The sequence below is a fragment of the Acaryochloris sp. IP29b_bin.148 genome (assembly GCF_028285565.1).
Lineage (GTDB): Bacteria > Cyanobacteriota > Cyanobacteriia > Thermosynechococcales > Thermosynechococcaceae > Acaryochloris.
In genome coordinates, this window is the sequence record NZ_JANQOY010000157.1 from 1 (window position 1) to 19846 (window position 19846).

At 49.6% G+C, this 19846-nt stretch carries 17 protein-coding genes; 7 read left to right on the top strand and 10 right to left on the bottom strand.

Annotated features, from left to right (window positions below):
• Positions 1 to 204 precede the first annotated feature (204 nt).
• Both Q0986_RS14855 and Q0986_RS14860 read left to right on the top strand, forming a co-directional pair.
• Positions 205 to 1407 carry a LanC-like protein gene (locus Q0986_RS14855; protein WP_299411667.1) on the top strand — a complete coding sequence of 401 codons (1203 nt, stop codon included), beginning with the start codon at positions 205 to 207 and terminating at the stop codon, positions 1405 to 1407.
• A 177-nt stretch (positions 1408 to 1584) separates the two neighbouring features.
• A complete protein-coding gene (locus Q0986_RS14860; protein ID WP_299411669.1) occupies positions 1585 to 2169 on the top strand; it encodes a hypothetical protein in 585 nt (194 codons plus the stop codon).
• Positions 2170 to 2337: 168 nt separating this feature from the next.
• Here Q0986_RS14860 and Q0986_RS14865 read toward each other — a convergent pair whose 3' ends face one another.
• From Q0986_RS14865 to Q0986_RS14875, 3 genes are all read right to left on the bottom strand, one after another.
• Positions 2338 to 2547: a hypothetical protein gene (locus Q0986_RS14865; RefSeq protein ID WP_299411671.1), complete on the bottom strand. Its 210-nt coding sequence runs from the start codon at positions 2545 to 2547 to the stop codon at positions 2338 to 2340.
• A gap of 56 nt (positions 2548 to 2603) precedes the next feature.
• Entirely contained in the window at positions 2604 to 4088 is a 1485-nt protein-coding gene (gene gltD / locus Q0986_RS14870; protein WP_299411673.1) for a glutamate synthase small subunit, read from the bottom strand.
• Positions 4089 to 4409: 321 nt separating this feature from the next.
• The gene (locus tag Q0986_RS14875; protein WP_299411675.1) at positions 4410 to 4637 is read right to left on the bottom strand and encodes a hypothetical protein; all 228 of its coding nucleotides are present in this window, start codon (positions 4635 to 4637) and stop codon (positions 4410 to 4412) included.
• Positions 4638 to 5089: 452 nt separating this feature from the next.
• Here Q0986_RS14875 and Q0986_RS14880 point away from each other — a divergent pair, with 452 nt between their 5' ends.
• Positions 5090 to 6664, top strand: a complete 1575-nt coding sequence (locus Q0986_RS14880) for a cation:proton antiporter (protein ID WP_299411677.1) — start codon at positions 5090 to 5092, stop codon at positions 6662 to 6664.
• A 201-nt stretch (positions 6665 to 6865) separates the two neighbouring features.
• Positions 6866 to 8455 (top strand): hypothetical protein, encoded by a 1590-nt coding sequence (locus Q0986_RS14885; protein WP_299411679.1) that lies wholly within the window; start codon positions 6866 to 6868, stop codon positions 8453 to 8455.
• On the opposite strand, the gene ispG is transcribed toward Q0986_RS14885, so the two are convergent.
• Together ispG and Q0986_RS14895 are read right to left on the bottom strand one after the other, a co-directional pair.
• Entirely contained in the window at positions 8421 to 9647 is a 1227-nt protein-coding gene (ispG, locus tag Q0986_RS14890) for a (E)-4-hydroxy-3-methylbut-2-enyl-diphosphate synthase (protein ID WP_299411741.1), read from the bottom strand. The two genes, Q0986_RS14885 and ispG, sit on opposite strands and share 35 nt — an antisense overlap.
• Before the next feature lie 189 nt (positions 9648 to 9836).
• Positions 9837 to 10523 carry a type IV pilin-like G/H family protein gene (locus Q0986_RS14895; RefSeq protein ID WP_299411682.1) on the bottom strand — a complete coding sequence of 229 codons (687 nt, stop codon included), beginning with the start codon at positions 10521 to 10523 and terminating at the stop codon, positions 9837 to 9839.
• 355 nt (positions 10524 to 10878) lie between these two features.
• Here Q0986_RS14895 and Q0986_RS14900 point away from each other — a divergent pair, with 355 nt between their 5' ends.
• Positions 10879 to 11868 carry a phosphotransferase gene (locus Q0986_RS14900; protein ID WP_299411683.1) on the top strand — a complete coding sequence of 330 codons (990 nt, stop codon included), beginning with the start codon at positions 10879 to 10881 and terminating at the stop codon, positions 11866 to 11868.
• On the opposite strand, the gene Q0986_RS14905 is transcribed toward Q0986_RS14900, so the two are convergent.
• Entirely contained in the window at positions 11865 to 12209 is a 345-nt protein-coding gene (locus Q0986_RS14905; protein WP_299411684.1) for a hypothetical protein, read from the bottom strand. The genes Q0986_RS14900 and Q0986_RS14905 overlap by 4 nt on opposite strands.
• A gap of 409 nt (positions 12210 to 12618) precedes the next feature.
• On the opposite strand from Q0986_RS14905, the gene Q0986_RS14910 reads away from it, so the two are divergent.
• Both Q0986_RS14910 and Q0986_RS14915 read left to right on the top strand, forming a co-directional pair.
• Complete coding sequence (locus tag Q0986_RS14910) at positions 12619 to 12783, top strand: hypothetical protein (protein ID WP_299411685.1); 165 nt, start codon at positions 12619 to 12621, stop codon at positions 12781 to 12783.
• A gap of 140 nt (positions 12784 to 12923) precedes the next feature.
• The gene (locus tag Q0986_RS14915; RefSeq protein ID WP_299411686.1) at positions 12924 to 14183 is read left to right on the top strand and encodes a DUF4336 domain-containing protein; all 1260 of its coding nucleotides are present in this window, start codon (positions 12924 to 12926) and stop codon (positions 14181 to 14183) included.
• A gap of 132 nt (positions 14184 to 14315) precedes the next feature.
• Here the strand turns inward: Q0986_RS14915 and Q0986_RS14920 are convergent, their stop codons facing one another.
• Genes Q0986_RS14920 through Q0986_RS14935 form a run of 4 tightly spaced genes read right to left on the bottom strand, consistent with a single transcriptional unit; the run spans position 14316 to position 19845 of the window.
• Entirely contained in the window at positions 14316 to 14438 is a 123-nt protein-coding gene (locus Q0986_RS14920) for a hypothetical protein (RefSeq protein WP_299411688.1), read from the bottom strand.
• Positions 14439 to 14476: 38 nt separating this feature from the next.
• On the bottom strand, positions 14477 to 15253 hold the full coding sequence (locus tag Q0986_RS14925) for an alpha/beta fold hydrolase (RefSeq protein ID WP_299411690.1): 777 nt from the start codon (positions 15251 to 15253) through the stop codon (positions 14477 to 14479).
• Complete coding sequence (locus Q0986_RS14930; protein ID WP_299411691.1) at positions 15250 to 15480, bottom strand: MbtH family protein; 231 nt, start codon at positions 15478 to 15480, stop codon at positions 15250 to 15252. The genes Q0986_RS14925 and Q0986_RS14930 overlap by 4 nt, the downstream gene beginning before the upstream one ends.
• A gap of 30 nt (positions 15481 to 15510) precedes the next feature.
• Positions 15511 to 19845, bottom strand: coding sequence for a non-ribosomal peptide synthetase (locus Q0986_RS14935; protein WP_299411693.1), 4335 nt, complete (start codon positions 19843 to 19845; stop codon positions 15511 to 15513).
• Between the last annotated feature and the right edge of the window lies 1 nt (position 19846).

The following is a 19846-nucleotide window of genomic DNA, read 5'->3' on the forward strand; positions in this document are numbered from 1 at the left end:
ATTCGTCGAGGAAATTTCACTTCCACGGATGATTTGCAACAGCGCATCCTCGAATTTATTGAATATTGCAATCACACAATGGCCAAACCTTTCCAGTGGCAAGTTAAGGGATTCACTCCGTACGGATAACTGATGAACTATTTACAGATCTATGGACTAGGGACCTTGGAGGCCAAGGAGCAAAGAGCCAAGGACGATTAAAAGATGACACTTTTTGATCCAACCCGACACTGTCCACTCGTGCAACTAGAGTGGGACCGCAATACAGCTCAACAAGCAATAGCAGCGATCACCCACAAGACCATCACTCAACTGGAAACTACACCGTTATTGTCTAGGCATCCGATGGACGATCAAGCATTTGGCAGCGACTTGTATTTTGGTAAAGCGGGAGTACTGTGGGCAATTAATTATCTACAAACTGTTGGGGCGGTTGACTCGACCTTTGATGTTACTACCCATCTCGATGCAACGCTAGAACAAAACCACCAGCGCTATTCGCAAGTCAGTCCTTATCCAGAGCAGTCATCTTATTTGTTTGGAGAACTACCGCTACTGCTGTTGCAATACAAACTCTCTCCCTCTGAAACCAAAGCCACTCAAATCTTACGTTCGATTCACAAGAACGACTCTCAGCCCATTCGAGAGCTAATGTGGGGCATTGCAGGCTCGATGCTAGCTGCTTACTTTATGTATCAGTGGACACATGAATCAATATGGCAAGAGGTCTTTAAATTGCAGGCAGATCTACTGCTAAATGAGTGGCAACTTGTTGGTGAAGTTGGGTATTTGTGGATGATTGACTTGTACGGTAGTCAGCAGCAATGGCTGGGACCTGTACATGGCTTTGCCAGTAACTTAACGCCATTGCTGATTGGGCAGTCTTTACTGACAGATCAGGAATTTCAAGACATCTCAGCCAAAGCCATGATAACGGTAGTTCAGACGGCAATCACCGAGGATGGTGGTGCAAACTGGTCAGCCGTTTATGATGTTGCCAATCCAAGTCAGACTCCACAATTGGTGCAGTATTGTCATGGTGCACCTGGAATGGTGACATCTTTGGCAATGTTACCGAAGGGCATCAATGAGGAGTTCGATCTCATTTTGGAGCAAGGTGGAGAACTGACTTGGCAAGCAGGTCCGTTGAAGAAGGGGTCAAATCTGTGTCACGGTACTGGAGGCAATGGCTATGCGTTCCTGAAGCTATTTATGCGAACAGGAAACCAGATGTGGCTTGATCGCGCTAGAGCCTTTGCAATGCATGCAATCAAACAGTATCGCCTCTCTCAGGAACTCTATGGTCAGTTACGCTATCCACTTTGGACAGGAGACCTTGGTCTAGCGGTGTATCTGTGGGACTGTCTGCAAGAACAAGCGAATTTTCCAACGATTGACCTGTTCTAGTGCTGTTACTGTTGCCCTAGCCGTCCTTATCCTGGAATATCAGGAAATCATTGAAACTTTGAGAGAAATTTTCTGTTTATTCGTGAAACACATAGCAACCCGTCAGTTCCTCACCCCAAGATCAGTAGGTGAGATGTATCAAAACAAGGTTCCCTCTGATTAGAGTACAGGACAGCCATGAGCCAACCTCTACCCTCCCTGACCGTCAATCGTTCCTTCATGGCAGAGTTCATTGAAGCGGAGAAACCCTGCTGTGCTTTGGGAATAGTAGAAGTCGAGGAGCAGCAATGTGGGTTTGTGGCTCTACGACCTGAGCCAATGATTCCCCCAGGCGCAACGGATCTGGGTTTCAATTTTTGGCATACCCTTTTCGGAACTAGCACCTATGAAGTCATCCACTTTGCCTTTGAATTCTATGGGTTCCAAACGTTCAATGTTCTGATCAACCCCAATAATGCGATCACGAAAACGGTATTGCAACTCATGATCAAAACTAGGGACTACTTTTTCTTTGCCATTGATGAAGAGACGGGGATTGCAACAGCTTTTCGGAGTCAGATTGAGGATGACACTTTACTAAGCTTGACGGAAAACTGGGAGCGGATTCAGGATTCCAACACAACGGAGGACCAATACCATCAGACGATGCTGAAGTTTGCAGCAAAGCCACACCCTCCAGGAATTCTGCTCAAATGGGTGTGCAGGGATAATGTGGAGTATTTGGATCTGAGCGAGGATCGGATGAATTTGACGCCTGCATAGTCACTGAATTCAGTGATACAAGCCCTCCTCGCCTGCCAGAATGTATCTGTTATTGCGCAAAAAAGCAGCTCAGGTTTACATTTGGTGTTACTACTCAGGCTTAAATCATTGTGTTGAGAATGAAGGCATGACTCTTTCTGGCACTATGTTTTAAGCCTGGGCAGTAACTTAGTAGCTATCATTATCACCAGCAGTTTGTAGACCTAGCTGGCGATTCGCCTGGTTGAGACGCTCTGCGATCGCTTCCCGCCATTGCAAACTCACCTCAGGGTCCGCTAGCACTTCCTGGGCCATCTGCCGATAGTGAGCGCTACTAACCTTATCGACTTTCTCAAGCAGGTTGAGGTTGTCATAAACAGTTTTTGGAGAAGGTTTCATGTCGTTCCATTCCTTAAAGAGTTGAAGACTTGCATTCTCTAGAGCAAATATTATAGCTACGGTAAATCCGTTTGACCCATCAGGTAGCGATCGCATTCCCGAGCTGCCCCTCGACCTTCATTAAAGGCCCAGACCACCAGACTTTGGCCCCGACGGCAATCTCCCGCCGCAAACACACCTGGGATACTGGTCGTGTATTGTTCATATTCAGCTTTGACATTGCCACGCGGATCCAGGTCTAAACCCAAGGAATCTAACAGCGGCTGTTCTGGCCCCAAAAAGCCCATCGCCAGCAGTACCAATTGAGCGGGAATCACTTTTTCTGAACCCGGCACATGAACAGGGGTGAATCGGCCTTGGTCATCCTTTTCCCAGGCCACCTGCACCGTATGCAGGGCCTTCACATGGCCCTGCTCATCCCCTTCGAATCGGGTGGTCATTGTTAAATACCCCCGAGGATCATCACCAAACACCGCAGCCGCCTCTTCTTGACCATAGTCGAGCCGATAGACCTTGGGCCATTCCGGCCAAGGATTATTAGCGGCCCGTTCTAAGGGCGGCTTGGGCATAATTTCTAGCTGTACCAAACTCTTACAGTTATGGCGGATGGAGGTGCCCACGCAATCTGTTCCCGTGTCACCACCACCGATAACGACAACATCTTTACCTTGGGCTGAAATCACCTGGTCGTTGAGGCTGGCATCCATCACCGCCTTGGTATTCGCCGTTAGAAAGTCCATAGCAAAGTGAATCCCCTCCAACTCCCGACCTTCAATTGGCAAATCGCGGGGACGGGTAGCTCCCGTGCAGAGGACCACGGCATCAAAATCTTTGAGTAAGGATTCAGCGGGTAGGTCTTTACCCACTTCGGTATTACAAACAAACTTCACGCCTTCTTCTTCTAAAAGCTGGAGACGACGCATCACCACCTGCTCTTTCTCCAACTTCATATTGGGGATGCCGTAGGTCAACAAACCGCCGGGGCGATCGGCCCGCTCCAGCACCGTCACCCAATGGCCTGCCTTGTTGAGCTGGGCAGCAGCACAGAGTCCAGCGGGGCCAGAACCGACAACAGCAACCTTTTTGCCCGTGCGTTTTTCAGGCGGTTGGGGAGTAATCCAGCCCTCTTCCCAACCTCGATCAACAATGGTTTGCTCAATGTTTTTGATGGTTACGGGCGGATTCGTAATTCCCAGTACACAGGAGCCTTCACAGGGCGCGGGGCAGACTCGCCCCGTAAATTCAGGGAAATTATTGGTTTTATGCAGCCGATCGAGGGCTTCTCTCCATAATCCTCGATAGACCAAATCATTCCATTCTGGAATCAAGTTATTGATGGGGCACCCACTGGCCATATTGCTGATCACGGTGCCCGTATGGCAAAACGGCGTCCCACAATCCATGCACCGAGCCCCTTGGTTGCGGAGCCGATCTTCGGGTAAATGCTGATGGAATTCATCCCAATTCTTAATCCGCTCTAATGGCGGACGATCCGTTGGAATTTCGCGGACAAATTCAATGAAACCAGTCGGTTTACCCATAGTTGTGTCTTCAGTTAGTAGTCTTGAGCCAAATCAGCGCCATCGAGATCTTAGCTTTCACCCTTTCGTTCAAACGAAAGAAGCCAAGATTCTTATTTTTTTCTCTACCCCTCGCTAAAGTCAAGAGAGGACACCTATTCAACAATCTATCGCCTCTTCTGATTAGGGAAGGATAAGATCACAATTTTTCTTGGATCCGCATCGCCAATCAAGGGATAGGATTTTAGCCTGCCAACCCGATCAGCCGGGAGGTTTGGTGCGTTGGCTCATGTGACTTGCTGACGTCCCTTTAAGTCTTCGAGCAGCAAGTCGATTTCCTTCTCATTGTGCCGGGTGTTGGCTTGAGATAGTACTAACCGACCCCGCAATGTCTTGCAGCTCACTTGTGATGGCATCTAATTTTTGGTTGATGGTGACAAACTGATGCTTGGTCGCAGCGGCCACAGCAGAGCGAAACAGAAACCAGACCAGACCCAATAGTGAACCAAGGGCAACTACTGTTCCGCCCACCCCAGCTCCGTACTCTTTGATGAATTGCAGGATAGACATTAGTGCTGTCCTCCTGTTTCGCCCAAAAAATTCTGTACATTAGACATGTGACTAGCTCCTTAGTTACAGCCTGCGGGACCGCTATCCACGGCAGGCGCTCTAATCCCAGTATACCGCTGCATTTTTGCATATCGGGGGGAGTTTAACGGCCTTCATGTTGCCTTTTAGTTAACTCTTCTATCGAACAGGATGGGTCATAGCCATTTACACAATTGAATCGGTCTATCCGTTTCTGTTCCGCTTTCAGATCTGCCTCATTTGGAGGCACAATGCGATCGCAAAAGATTTGATGAATGTCACAGTTAAGCGTATAGAACCCGAAGTATTACGCCGCGCCGAGATACTGATGGGCACCAAGATTGCGCAGCCTACAGTTTGGTGGTCATTCACAAAAGAGTTCAGCTTGGGTTTCCGGCATACTATTCTCAGACAGACTGAGTTTAGGGCTGAATATGCTGGAAAGTACCCTTTGGATTTTGCTACTCGGGTTTGGGGCTAGCCAGGTCGCACAACGGATGGCCGCCCCTGGTCTGATTGGCATGATCTTGGCAGGTATCTTACTGGGGCCTGAAGGATTGAATCGCATTAGCCCAGCTGTCCTAGCCAATGCCGCTGAGTTACGCACTCTAGCCGTCGTTGTTATCCTGATGCGTGCAGGCTTAGGACTCGATCGGGACAAACTTAAACAGCAGGGGAGCGTGGCCTTACGCTTGGGCTTTTTGCCCGCCCTCTGTGAAGCGATCGCAATTGCACTATCAGCCAAATTCCTGTTTCAATTTGATTGGATCACAGGCTTACTGTTAGGTTGCATCCTCAGTGCAGAATCTCCTGCGGTCATCGTTCCAGGTATGCTGCGTCTCAAGCGTTTAGGGTGGGGCGTAGACAAAGGGATTGCCGATGCCATTCTCACAGGTAGTGCCTTATCGGATGTCTTGATACTGTCCGTGTTTGGCTTACTGCTCAATTTCATCACTCAAGACTCAGGCCATTCTTGGGCCATCCATCTGCTGTTCCTACAAGTGATTCTACAAATTGGGCTAGGGGGATTAGGTGGCTATCTCGCCGCCCGGTTATTGACGCTCCTTGCAATAACCACTTGGATGCAAACTCTAGTGCATGAAGTGATGGTTGCCGCCTGTCTTGCCCTACTGCTCGCCATTGTTGCTGCATCCATCCCCTATTTTTCTGGGTATTTAGCCGTTATGGCCTTTGGATTCTTCTTAATCAAATTTGATCCCCCCTTAGCCCGGCGGCTACGCATTGGCTTTAATACCCTCTGGGTCGTGGCAGAAATTGTCCTGTTTGTGTTGATGGGTGCTAGTATCCAACTCAATATTCTGGGCAAAGCAGTCTTGCCGGGCTTGCTATTGCTAGGAATTGGCTTGGTGGGAGGGCGAATGATGGGTTGGGCCTTATCGACGTATCGGAGTAATTGGCATTGGAAGGAACGGCTCTTCCTCTTACCTGGCAATTCAGCCAAAGCGACGGTCCAAGCCGCGATTGGGGCTGTTCCCTTAAGTTTGAATATTGAGGGCGGCGACATCATATTAGCGGTGGCTGCCCTGTCGATCTTGGTGACGGCCCCCTTAGGGGCCTGGGCTATTCCCACCTTTGCCCCTAAACTGCTGACTCAATCTCCTGTAGACCCCACTAAAGTGATCGTTAATCCCAAGACGGTCTTACTAGCAGCCGTTGATACGTCTGACTTCGCCATTCCAGTCCTAGAAAAGGCGGCTGAACTAGCTCGCCGCAGTCAGTCTGATGTGATCGTTCTTCACGCTTCACAGGAACAACCCGCATTGATCGAGACACTGCAATCTCATACCCGTCGGTTGTTACTAGATGTTCCCCATCAGTTTAGGGTTGTCAACGGGAGCACAGCGGAGGCAATCTTGACTGCAGCCCAGCACCATCAAGCGAGCGAAATCATTATGGGTAAACGGGGACATCGCTGGCAGCCAGCCGATGTGGGATCGGTTTCTCAAGCGGTGTTAGCAACGAGTACCATTCCCGTTTTGCTGGTGTAATACAGAGCATAGCGCTATCTGCTGAACTCAACGATTGCTATAAGCTCTGGTTTCTACGCAGAGATTCATCGCAAATCTGCTCTTTATTCAGCACATTTGTCTCAATATATGCGAGGATGCTCAGGTCCATTTACTGTCTAATAAATCCCCCAAATCCCCTTCTTTGTCGCCTAGAGATCTAATGTCATGATGAGTCCAAGAATGAGCTTGGCAACGACGACCTTCGGGACAGCGTCATTACTGTTCGGCCTCTCAGGTCTACCTGCTCACGCTTCATCACTAGAACTGAACCGCTTAGATCGTGGACATCGAATTCTGATTCAGCGAGGGCTTCAACTTTCGGCGCGAGTGTACGGTATCAATGCTGAAAGTCGTCCCAATGATGATGAATTTTGGACTGATTGGCAGGCCAGCAATTTTACAGCTATCGATGTGGGGGGATGGACGCCCCGATTAGAAGCCGACCGAGAGAACGTGCGTTGGGTTACTTGGCGATCAAACAAACAAGATCCCACCCAGAGCTTTAGCGACAGTTTCTTTGCCTCAGGTCAGGGCCAAACGCTAGTGGGTTGGCAATATAAAGATGAGCAAGATATTGGCGATCCGACAGAATTGAAAGCCTTAGAAACATGGATCAAGCATCATCGCCCCTTACTGCCCAATACCCTTCTGTATACCAATCAACATGGTGATGAGCGGTTCGGCGGCTCTGGTAGTTACGAAGATGCCAGCTTGCGGCGGTACCTCCGCCGAGTCCAGCCCGATATGCTGATGCAGGATACCTATCCCTATGGTGTTTGGAATGATTTAGGCAACCAAGGTGGACGCCCCGCCCAGTTACTGTACGCCATGGTCAGGTATCGGAAATTTGCGCTAGCAGGGCATGATGGTTCGGGGCGTAAACCCATTCCTTATGGCTTGTGGGTCCAAGCGTTTAGAGGCAGCTCTGCGATTGGAACATGGTCCCGATTTCCCTCTGAATCTGAGTTGCGGCAACAGCAATTTTCTGCCTTAACCCTTGGATATAAATTTATTAGTGCCTATACCTATAATGGCAATCGCAGTTTTGGCACATGGGAGTCCCCATTTTTCAGCCGCCCCCTTGGTAAAGGCCCCACACCCGCCTTTCGCCAAATAGCAGAGATTAATCGACAAAGCCTTAATTTAGGACCGACGTTAGTGCGCTTACTCAGCACGGATATTCGGATCGTGCCCGGGCCTCCAGCTTTATCCGATTTGATTACGCCCAAGATTCCGCTGTGGAATCCGCAAGCCGATCCCTATATGACTCGACTGGAGGCTCAGAATTTAGGCACGATTTATGGTGGACGCAGAGGAGATGTGTTAGTGGGCTATTTTAAGCCGCTCTTAGAAAGCTTTGATGGTCCTGCAAAGAATCAACACTATTTTATGCTCACCAATGGGTTGGCAGGTAAGCGGCACTCCATTGAGCAGACTCGTCAAAAACTCACCGTCGAGTTTGACTTTGGTGATAGTGGGATTACGGGCTTACAGCGTCTTAGTCGAGAGACAGGCAACGTCGAAGCGATCCAAGCCGGATGGACTGAGGAAGTGGCCCCAGGTCTGATATCTCGTTTCGTTTCGCTGGGCGATCGCAAGTACCGTCTCACCTTAGTACTCGATGGCGGCACAGGAGACTTGTTTAAATTTGATACAGGTGCACCTTTCGTTGGTCAAGCGACTGGATCACCCACAAGCCTAACCTCAACGCCAGTGGAGGGTAAACCCCAAAAGCCTATTCGGGATCAACCCAACGGCCGTCAGCCTTAATCAGATTGATCAATTCGGCGACGCCTTCGGTCTCTGGCACTTTCTTCACCTCTTCTCGACCTCGATAAAGGGAAATATAGCCCGGTTGTTTGCCGACATAGCCATAGTCTGCATCAGCCATTTCACCGGGACCATTGACGATACAGCCCATCACGGCAATATCTAATCCCGTCAGATGATTGGTCGCAGACCGCACCTGATGCAAGACATCTTCCAGATTAAAGAGGGTGCGGCCACAGGAGGGACAAGCCACATATTCCACCATAGTTTTGCGGAGTCCCAAGGCTTGGAGAATGCTATAACAAACAGGAATTTCCTTCTCTGGAGATTCGGTGAGGGACACCCTAAGGGTATCGCCAATGCCGTCTGCTAGCAGGGTGGCGATGCCAGCCGTTGACTTAATCCGGCCATATTCACCATCTCCGGCCTCCGTTACGCCCAAATGCAGGGGATAGTCCATCCCCGATTCATCCATTCGTTGAGCCATTAATCGATAGGCAGCCAGCATGACAGGCACCCGAGAGGCTTTCATGGAAATCACCAGATTATTGAAATCTAGAGATTGGCAGATGCGAATAAACTCCAACGCCGACTCCACCATGCCTTCGGGCGTATCTCCGTAGGTAAATAACATCCGCTCTGCCAAAGAGCCATGATTCACCCCAATCCGCATGGCCTTGTTCTGGTCTCGCAAGGAAACCACTAAAGGCTCCAGGGTTTCACGAATTTTATCGCCAATATTGTCAAACTCAGATTGCGAAAACTCGGTTCGATCATCCTTCGCCTTTTCAAAAACGTACAGGCCAGGATTAATCCGCACCTTATCGACATGCTTGGCGACTTCTAGGGCAATTTTCATGCCGTTATGGTGAACATCCGCCACCAGTGGGACCGATTGATACGTTGCTGCTAATTGCGCTTTGATTTTGGCTAGGGCCTTGGCATGGGCCATGCTGGGCACGGTGACGCGCACAATTTCGCACCCCAACTCATGCAGACGGCGAATGGCTGCAACGGAGCCCTCGATATCGAGGGTATCTTCATTGATCATGGACTGAACCACCACAGGGTGGCCTCCACCAATCGTCACATCCCCAACGGGAACCGGGCGAGTCTTGCGTCGAACAATCGAGGTCGAAACAGGGGTGGACTGCTCGTCAGCATCTTTGACAGGGGTAGGTAAAGTCTGCATGGTGAAGGGGTTAAGGCCACGATAAGGAAACTCCAGGAGCATCGCTGCTCCACCCCCTAGCTTGCCATAGATCGATCCCCGTTTGGCGGACTCTTCATCGGAAAGGGCGGTCTGCTATCTAGTTCTTGTCTCTATCAACAGAGAATCTTCCTGGATTCTCCCTGGCAAGACCATCGATAGAAAACATCCCTATTCAACGGCCGTTGAACCTTGAGCACAGACGATGGTGGTGCCTTTGAGCTTGGGTGCACTGGGTGGGGTTTGAGTCGGCTCATTCGATTTGCAAATGGTGGAGATGGGAATGCTCGCTTCTTGGGCATAGACGGCACCCGTATAGCTAAAGATGCCGCTTTGTTTTGCGATCGCAACGACAACTGCTTTTTCTGCATTCGCTTCCAGAACTTTCAGCTGATACTCACTGGTCGTATCTGGCAGGTCAATTTGTAGCGCTTCAAGGCTCGACGTAAATTGACCATTCACTAATTGGGTCGCTTGCTGCGATCTAAGGGCATTCGCTAAATATGTTTTACCCACATCTTGCTTGGCAATGGCCCCTTTCTTCTCCACCTCTTTCTGAACCTTGCTCACCAACTGTTTCTCCGACTTAGACAGTTCGACAGGCGGTGGGGCAGCAGGCTTTGTGGTTACCGGGTTGGGCTGAGGGCTGGCTGCGGGTTTAGTGGCTGTGGGTTTAGCCGTAGATTTAGCAGTAGGGGAAGGCTGGGGCGAAGCGTTAGACTGAGGACGATTAGAACTCTGAGGTGTGGGAGAATTTAGATTGGGACTCGGAGACTGGGATTGAGGTTCAGAGCCTGAACAGCTTATAAGTAGACTCGCAGCCAGACAAGCAACATATCTATTCTTCAACCAAGCCATAGTCATGAAATCTACACAATATAATCGGTTCTTCTGATTGTGAGTCTTCCCAAAATAATGCATCATCAAACACTCCCAAGTCGGTTGAGTCTGCTGAGAAGCAAGGAATTCAACATTTCTCCCCTCGCAATTCCCTCTGTATAAAGGTATTGCATTGATTATTTTGAATTTTTATAACTTGTAACGATCAACACTTTTTTTTCTGCTGTTCTAGCAAAGGATGAAACAATACTGACTTCGTACTCAAGGATTGACTTGACATTTGTCTCTGGGCAGCTTTAGCAGATTGATTGAGACCTCGTAACGGACCGACTTAATCGCTTTGTTGATTATGGGGGACAGCCAGGAACTCACTATGACCACACCTTTTTTCCCAGTTACTTACTCAACACTGGCTTGTGATGCATTAGTTTCAAGGATTTTGCCTCACTTTGCCATTAAGGATGTCGCGAATTGCAAGCTTTGGCATCGAGGACTGAGTGATGTGTACTTGGTCGAAACAGCCACAAAGATGTACGTTTTGCGTGTGTCCCATGCTCACTGGCGAACCAAATCAGAGATCGATTTTGAGCTAGAGCTATTGGTGTTCTTGCAGCAGCGACATATTCCCGTTGCCCGACCGTTACGAACCAGAGAAGGGCAACTTTCCATTGAAATTCAGGCCCCCGAAGGCAAGCGCTACGCGGCACTCTTTGATTTTGCCCCGGGTCAAGTTCCGCTAGGCGATTTAAGTCAACTGCAAGGTCAAAAACTGGGAGAAACGATTGGTCGCCTCCATCAAGTGGCCACCGATTTTCATAGCCAAGCCTATCGTCAACCGTTAACGTTAGATTATTTGCTGGATGACTCCCTGGAAGTGATTACGCCCTTCCTCCAGAATCGACCTCAGGACCATAAATATCTCGTGGAAGTCATTTCTGAAGTCAAGCATAAGCTGCAAGGGATGCCCAAAGACCCGCCCTTTTGGAGTGTTTGTTGGGGAGATCCCCATAGTGGCAATGTTCACTTCACAGACGACAACCACGTCACCTTATTTGACTTTGACCAATGTGGCTATGGTTGGCGGGCGTTTGAACTCGCCAAGTTTTTGCAGGTTTCCGCTCGAACGGGGATGCAAAAAACGGTTCGCGACGCTTTCTTAGAGGGCTATAAGGCCATTCAACCCGTCACCTCCAAGGAAGAAGACTCCATGCAGCCCTTTTCTCAAACCGCTCATATTTGGCAGTGGTCCATTAGCCTCAAGTCCGCCAAGATCCATGACAATTGTCGATTAGACAAGAGCTATTTCAATCATCGAATCCAACAGCTCAAAATGCTTTCCTCCCCAGAGTGGGAGCTGTTTTAGCCTACTTTGACAATTTCCCGATCAATCGCCTTAATGTAGCTGCGACAATTGGGACAGCGTTTCAGGGTCGGTGGAACGGATTGAACAAAGCCACATTTGGGGCATGGCCCTCTGGCCACGGACCATTGTAAAAAGACCCCTAACCCCGATAACGCGACCCATAGAGGAATCACATACCACAACCAAGGTCTAGGGACTTGAGGCACCAAAACGAGGACAACGGCAATGATAAAAGACAGAACGCTGGCCCACCCAATACCTCCAAATACCCGCATCACATTGGTGTATTCCTGTTCTTCGGCAGCAGGTGTTTCGGGGGAAGCGTTTGCAGATTTGGGCATTGTTGTCCGTTCATGAGTACAGAAGCTTTTTAGATCCTACCTTGGAATACCCACTAGAAATGCCAAAGTCTGCCGAGACCTCGTTGGCGATCATCTGGCTGAGGGGAACAGCATTTTGCCGATCTGGAACCTCGACAAGAGCGCTTCTTCAGAGATTCCAGAAAAAACTTGCAACTTTTTTCAGAAATCTGCGTAAAAACCAGAGGCGACTCAGATATATAAGTATAGGAGTTCTTACTTCTATAAATCCTCTAATGCAGATATCACCTGCTAATGGCTCTAGAATCTACTTTTAGGGCCTTTTTTGTTTGATTTATATAACAGAACAGTCAATGAGACGGCTCTATATGTCACATTAGTTCTATGGCTTTAACGTGCCATGCAGAACACCTCCCTATGAGGCTCGATTATGGATAGTCAGCACAGAACCCTCATCGTCTTTAGCCACGCCGCGATGATTGTTGTGTTGATGATTGCCCTACTGTGGGTTTCTAATTCTTGGACCAGCCTGGATTCGGGGTCCTCATGGCCCATGCAAGAGCAAAATTTCCTGGTGAAGCCGTTCACCCCCTAGGGACACGCAATGTCGATCTTTTTGTGTTGAAGTGTCCTGAATCACAACGGATAAACATTTTTGCCGAGGATTTGTCTAAACTTTTAAGTTGAGACAGGAGTCATCCTTTGTCGCCATCATGTTAGGACGGATGCGAGTCAGTGGTAAAGACAGAATATAGCGTTAAGGAATCTTCCCAACAACAGCCTAAACGATCCAGAGAATGGTCATGGCGGTACTGGCCAGCCGTGCCCTTGTACCCCTACGGCCAGCGACAGACCCTCTGCCAAGAGATTGTCAAGGGCAGAATATGGATCTTTGACCAATTGCAAGGCATCCTCCATGTCATCATTCCGGTGAGGATGACGGTGATTAAGCTGGCAACGGGGGGCTTGTTGGTCTATGCTCCTGTAGCGCCCACCCGAGAATGCATTCGGTTAGTCCAAGAATTGATTCACCAGCATGGCGATATCAAATACATCATTTTGCCGACGGCTTCCGGCATTGAGCATAAGGTGTTTACGGGGCCTTTTGCGAAACGCTTTCCCCAGGCACAAGTGTTTGTTTCGCCTAGCCAGTGGACGTTTCCCCTGAATATCCCCTTGAGCTGGTTGGGGCTATCCCGCCGTCAGACTCAAGTTCTGCCCAAGGATAGTGCTGATGCTCCCTTTGCAGATGAGTTTGACTATGCGATTTTGGGACCGATTAATTTGGGACTCGGTCCCTTTGAAGAGGTGGCGTTTTTTCATAAGCGATCGCGCACTCTGCTTCTGACCGATTCCATCGTTTCTATTCCCATTAATCCACCTAAAATTGTGCAGCTCGATCCCTATCACATGCTGTTTCATGCCAAGGACAAGGCCGGTGATGTGGTGGAGGATACCCCTACTGTGCGCCGCAAAGGTTGGCAGCGGACGGCCTTATTTGCCTTGTATTTTCGTCCCAGTGTCTTAACGGTCCTCAGCACCCAACAAACCTTTAAAGAAGCTTACCAAGCTCCTGATCGTTCTAAGAGAGCTTACTTTGGATTATTCCCTGCCCACTGGAATTCAGACTGGAAACGCTCCTTTGAGGCGCTTCGCCAAGGCGGCAACTTGATTGTGGCCCCTATTCTGCAAACACTGATTTTCAATCGAGAGCCAGAACGGGTGTTGACTTGGGTTGATCAGGTCACCCAATGGAACTTCCGCCGGGTGATTCCCTGCCACTTCGATGCCCCCGTTACGGCAACCCCTCGACAATTTAGTCAGGCCTTTGACTTCCTGCGGTCAGAACCCCTCAAGCGAGGACTCTTTGCCAGCAAGCCAATCTTCACTCGTTTGTCAGAGGCGGACTTGAGCTTTTTGCGCGAGTTGGATCAGTTTTTGTGCGATCGCAACATCACTCCACCACCTAAGTCCTTATCCAGAGAAGAGCAATAGTTCTTTCTGCGGTTGGCACCCTGAAGCGTTGCAATCACCTGGTTTAGTCGAACTCGATCCCCATTTTTGGACAAGCAAGCGGTTCACACGACTATCTTCAGCATTGGGAACGGACAGTTTGATAACATCCCCCTAAGGGATAATGTTTCTCCAAGCAACGACCTCTGCTGATGCCGGAATCTCTTGGGCTGCCGGGGGAGGTGGATCTTGCCAAGACTCACCTCCCCATCCTGCAAAAGCAATAGTCAGAACCATTGCCCCCTGGAATAGTAATAGCCTTTGAAACTATCACACTATGGCCTATCCTCACTCAGAGCCTGAGCGCAGGTGTGAATGATCTGCTGTTCATAATCCTGAAGAAAAAAGTGAGCCCCTGGGAACCAGTAATCTTCGAAAAACTTACTGGTTTGAGATTGCCATGCGTTAACGGCTGGAGACGACGTTAGAGGATCAGTTTGCCCAGCAAAGGCATAAATCGGGCAGGGGAGTGGAGCCTCATGACAATATTGATAAGTTTCAAAGAGTTCGAAGTCTGCTCGCAAGGTGGGCAGTAAAACTTCCATTAACTCTGGATGGTTGATGATACTTTCGGGAGTGCCGTTATAGGTTTGGAGTCCAGTAATAAAGTCGGGGTCGGAGAGTGGATGTAGAGCTGGAACAGGGTGTGGGATTTGCGGGGCAGACCGTCCTGATACAAATAGATATTGGGGAAACGGGGCTTGTTGTCGCCGTAACCAGCGAGCCAATTCGAAGCTAATCAGGGCTCCCAGACTATGGCCAAAAAAGGCAAACGGTTGATCGAGGTGGGGTAATAAGAGGGGACCCAGGGTGGCAATCAAATTGGGCAAGTGCCGAAAGGGGGGGTGAGTAAAGCGCTGCCCCCTCCCGGGAAGTTCTAGGGGACAAACTTGAATAGTGGGGGGAAGATGAGTCGGCCAAGAGCGATACATCCTTGCACTTCCCCCAGCAAAGGGAAAGCAAAAGAGGTGGATGGTTTGTGGATGCGGTTGTTCAGATAGCCAAGGATAAATGGAACTCACCTCCTGTGAAGTTGGGATGCCACTGGTCATGACGATGCGGACGATTGCTGTTCAGCCATTTTTTGGCGAAGACTTAAGGGGCGCATATCGGTCCAAACTTCTTCGATATGGTCTAGGCATGCTTGCTTATCACCGCTAAACCCCTCATCTGTCCAACCCAGGGCATTGTCTCGTTCTTCAGGCCAAATTGAATATTGTTCCTCGTGGTTGATGACCACCTTATAGCGTTGGGTATCGTTGGCTTCATCAGAATACATGTGATTCTCCTCAGTGTGTATCAATAACGATCAGTCAGGGATTGTAGAGCTGGAGTGGGGGGCTGGAAGGAAGCCGCTGTCAATAAAAAATTGGAAGTAAGTGTTCAACAAAGTGGCATCCACGGGTGGGCAATGGATAGCAGAGTTTGTTAAGGCTGCAAGGGTGTGGCTACTGCAAAACTGACTGGCTAGTTCAGGAGCATTGTGTGCTTGTATGGTGCTGGGGAAGCGCGCCATAAAAGGATAAAGGGCGTTCGTTTTTGTCTCTTTAGTCGCTTGGTGCAGTTGTTGATGCCAAATCTCATAGGTTAAGGTCTGCAAGTCATACCCTGAGTCTGAAATTAGCCATTGTTGAAGATGGGCTACGGACATGGGGGCCGGATTGACGAGATGAAAGATTTGCCCCAGAGCGTCGGGCTGAAGCGAAATATGAACCAGTGCTTGGCTAACATAGTCAACGGGAGTGAAATCCATCAGCGGATCGGTCGGTGAGGTAAAAATACTGCCCAATTGAATGCAACCCTTAACAAAGCTGGTGATGAAATCTCCGGTATTACCTTGCCCTGTCTGGCTATGACCCGTGACGCGGCCGGGTCGATAGATAGCAACGGGTAACCCTCGTTCTCTGGCTTGGCAGGCGAGTTGTTCTGCGACCCATTTACTCTGAGCATAGCCACTTTGAAGTTGGTCGCCGTGGCGTGGAACGTCCGTTTCGAGAAGGATGGATTTGTGTTTGCGATCGCCCACAGAAAACACACTAAAGGTGGACACCAAATGAACTGGCTTGGTGCGGATTGTACAGGCTAATCGCAGTACTTCTTGAGTCCCCAATACGTTAGCTGCCTTTAGGGTCTGGTAGTCAGCCAAGAAATTGACCCAAGCACCATTGTGATAAATCACCTGAACTTGGGTCGACAGGCTTTGGAACTGTTCAGAACTTAAGCCGAGTCGTGGTTTAGCAAGGTCACCCAAAACAGGAATAATACGCTTCCCTGATTCTCGGTCCCAGAGGCCGTAAGACTCTAGATTCGCTTTCAGTTTTGCTGCGCCTTGGGCCTCGTTCTCAGCTCGGACCAAACAATAAATTTGGGCGGAGGTTTTATCCAGTAGCTCCGCTAATAAATAGCCCCCGAGAAAACCCGTCGCGCCCGTCAGTAAAAGGGTCTGAAGGGGTTCTTCATGCCAATTAGTGGGTGGAAATAAGGCAGAATCGAGGACGGCTTCTTGGTGCAAATCAGGTTTAGCATCCAGAGCAGCCAAATCGGTACCAGCTTGGGCAGCACGAACCAGCTCTACTTGGGCTTCCAGAGTGGGGCGAGCAAACAAACTTCGTAGGGGAATCATAATCCCAAAGGCTTCTTGCATTTGGGTCAAGAGCTGAACAATCAAAATCGAATGCCCTCCTAGCTCAAAAAAGTTATCCTGCAGACCGACTCGCTCCACTTTAAGTAGCGTGGCCCATCGGTCCGCTACCTGTTTTTCTAAATCTGTTTGGGGAGGGAGAAAGGGGGTTGTGCGTAACGGGGCGGCTTGATCAGGTTGAGGTAATGATCGTCGATCGATTTTGCCATTGGGCGTCAAAGGCATCGATGCAATCGCCACAAAACGACTCGGTATCATGTGAGCAGGCAACTGCTGCTGCAATGCCGTTCTGAGCTTTTCGACAGATAATTTTTGACCTGCTTGGGGTTGGCAGTAAGCGATCAATTGTCCATCTTGAGGGATACCCACCACGGCCTGCTCAATGGTAGGCTGTCGATTCAAGAGGGCCTCCACTTCACCTAACTCGATCCGGAAGCCTCTGACCTTGACCTGAGTATCCAATCGCCCTAAATGTTGTAAGGAACCGTCGGGTTGATAGCGGGCCAGGTCACCCGTGCGATACAGTCTGGCCCCTGCTTGATGACTGAAAGGGTTAGGGATAAACCGTTCAGCCGTTAATCCTGGTCGATTGAAGTAGCCTCGCGCCAGTCCCTCGCCGCCAATATATAGTTCACCGGGAGCCCCTAAGGGTACAGGTTGGAAAAAGGGATCGAGGAGGTAGAGTTCTGTATTTGCGATCGCACCCCCAATATCAACTTCCCCTGTTTGAATTTGTCGTTGAGTAGACCAGATTGTCGTCTCAGTCGGACCATACAAATTCCAAAGGCTGCTGCCCTTGGTCAGTAGCCGCTCCGCCAGATCAACCGTTAATGCTTCACCGCCACAAAGAATTTTGAGATGGGGTTGTCCGGCCCAACCTGCGGCTAAAAGCAGCCGCCAGGTGGCAGGGGTGGCCTGCATCACGGTCGCTTGTTCCATCAATGAAGCCAATTGCGAGCCATCTTGGATAACAGCAGCCGGGGCAACAAGAACTTGAGCGCCAACCGTTAAAGGCAACAACAATTCTAGAACGGCAATATCAAAAGACAGGGAGGTCACGGCCAGCAGTACATCTTCCGCTATTAGCCCAGGTGATTGCTGATGGCTGCAGAGGAAGTTAACTACGGATTGATGGGAGATGGCTACCCCCTTGGGCTGACCAGTAGACCCCGATGTATAGATGATGTAAGCCAAATTGAGGGGAGCCGTCTTCACAGCAGGATTATGGCTAGGCTGACGAGCAATATCTGGCGCGATTTCATCCAGGTAGAGAAATGTGCCCGTAAAGGCTGTGAATGATGATTTCAGGTGGGAGCTTGTCAGTAGCAGCTCGGCTTGGCTATCCTCCAACATAAAAGCCAAACGAGAGGGAGGATAGGCAGGATCGAGGGGAATATAAGCTCCCCCTGCTTTGAGAACCGCTAACATCGCCACCACTAAATCAGTACTGCGTTCTAGGGCCAGTCCTATTTTCACTTCAGGCCCCAGACCTACCCTTTGGAGGTAGTGGCTGAGGCGATTGGCCATTTCATTGAGGTCAGTGTAGGTGAGGGATTGGGATAAATCCCGAAGTGCGATCGCATCCGGTGTTTTCACAACCTGCCGTTCAAAGAGATGGTGGATGCAGTCTTTGGGATAGTCTTGCCGAGTTTGATTCCACTGATGGAGAATTGGGTTAGCGGCAGATTCACTTAGACCCGTGAGGTGATATAGGGGCCGATTGGTATCGACCATCATCTGAGTTATCAAGGTTTGCAGGATGTGGAGATACTGCTGAACTTGGCTTTCTGAGTAGCGATCGCATCGATACCCCAAATCTAGCTTGAGTTGAGGTCCACCTGATGCATAAAGGGTAAGGGGATAGTGGGTATAGCTGATGGTCTCAGTGTCTAAGATCTGTAATTCATCATTGGCGGTCCCTAGGGATGCATCCACTGGATAGTTTTCAAAGATGGCGAGACTTTCAAATAAAGGCAGCCCCGGAGGGACTTCGCTCCAAGCTTGAATTTCCGTCAATGCACAGTATTCATACTGACGCATTTCGACTTGACTCGCCTGAAACGTCTGCAACCACTCGATCACGGACTGACACCCCAGTACCTTAACCCGGAGAGGCAGCGTATTAATCAGAGGCCCAATAATCTGCTCAGCCTGAGCTAACTGGGGTGGCCGTCCCGAAGAAGTAACCCCAAATATGACATCTGCTTCTCCAGACATTCGGCTAAGGAGGATGCTCCAGGCCGCCAAGACTAAGGTATTTAGAGTCAGGTGATGTTGACGAACAAAGGCTTGCAGTTTATGAGTGTGATCGGTCGATAGACAATGCTGTAGAGATTGAAATTGAACCGTTGTCTTCTGCTCTGCATCCCCGGGTATCCGCGTCGGTGCAGTGATACCCTGCAAGTGGGTTTGCCAATAATCCTGGGCTGAGTCCTGCTGGCGAATCCAGCGAATATAGGAGCGAAAGGCTGGGGCATCTGAGAGGACAGGGGATTGATGATGGATCAATGCCTGATAGATGGTAAAAATCTCTTGATAGAGGAGCATACGTGACCAACCATCCATCAGAATATGGTGGCGACTAAAGACCACTTGAAAGTCTTGGGGGGCACGCTGGAGAACGCTGATACGAAACAGAGGAGCATGGCCTAAATCAAACCCTTGAACGCGATCTTGCTCAAGCCATTCCTGCAGGGCTTGGGGCTGTGCTGCAGGTTGAATTTCTGTCCAGTCTTCCTGGTGCCACGGCAGGGGTAACTGACGATGAACCACCTGCACGGGCTGTTTGAGTTTTTGCCAATGGAAGGACGTCCGTAGGACGCCATGACGATCCATGGCCTGTTGCCAGGCTTGCTGGAAAGTATTGAGCTGCAAAGGCCCCTGAAGCCGGATACTATGCTGATCTACATAAACACCCGTTGTTGGCTCATAGAGACTATGGAATAACAGCCCCTGTTGCAATGGAGAAAGGTCATAAATATCGGTAATATTGTCTGCTTTCATG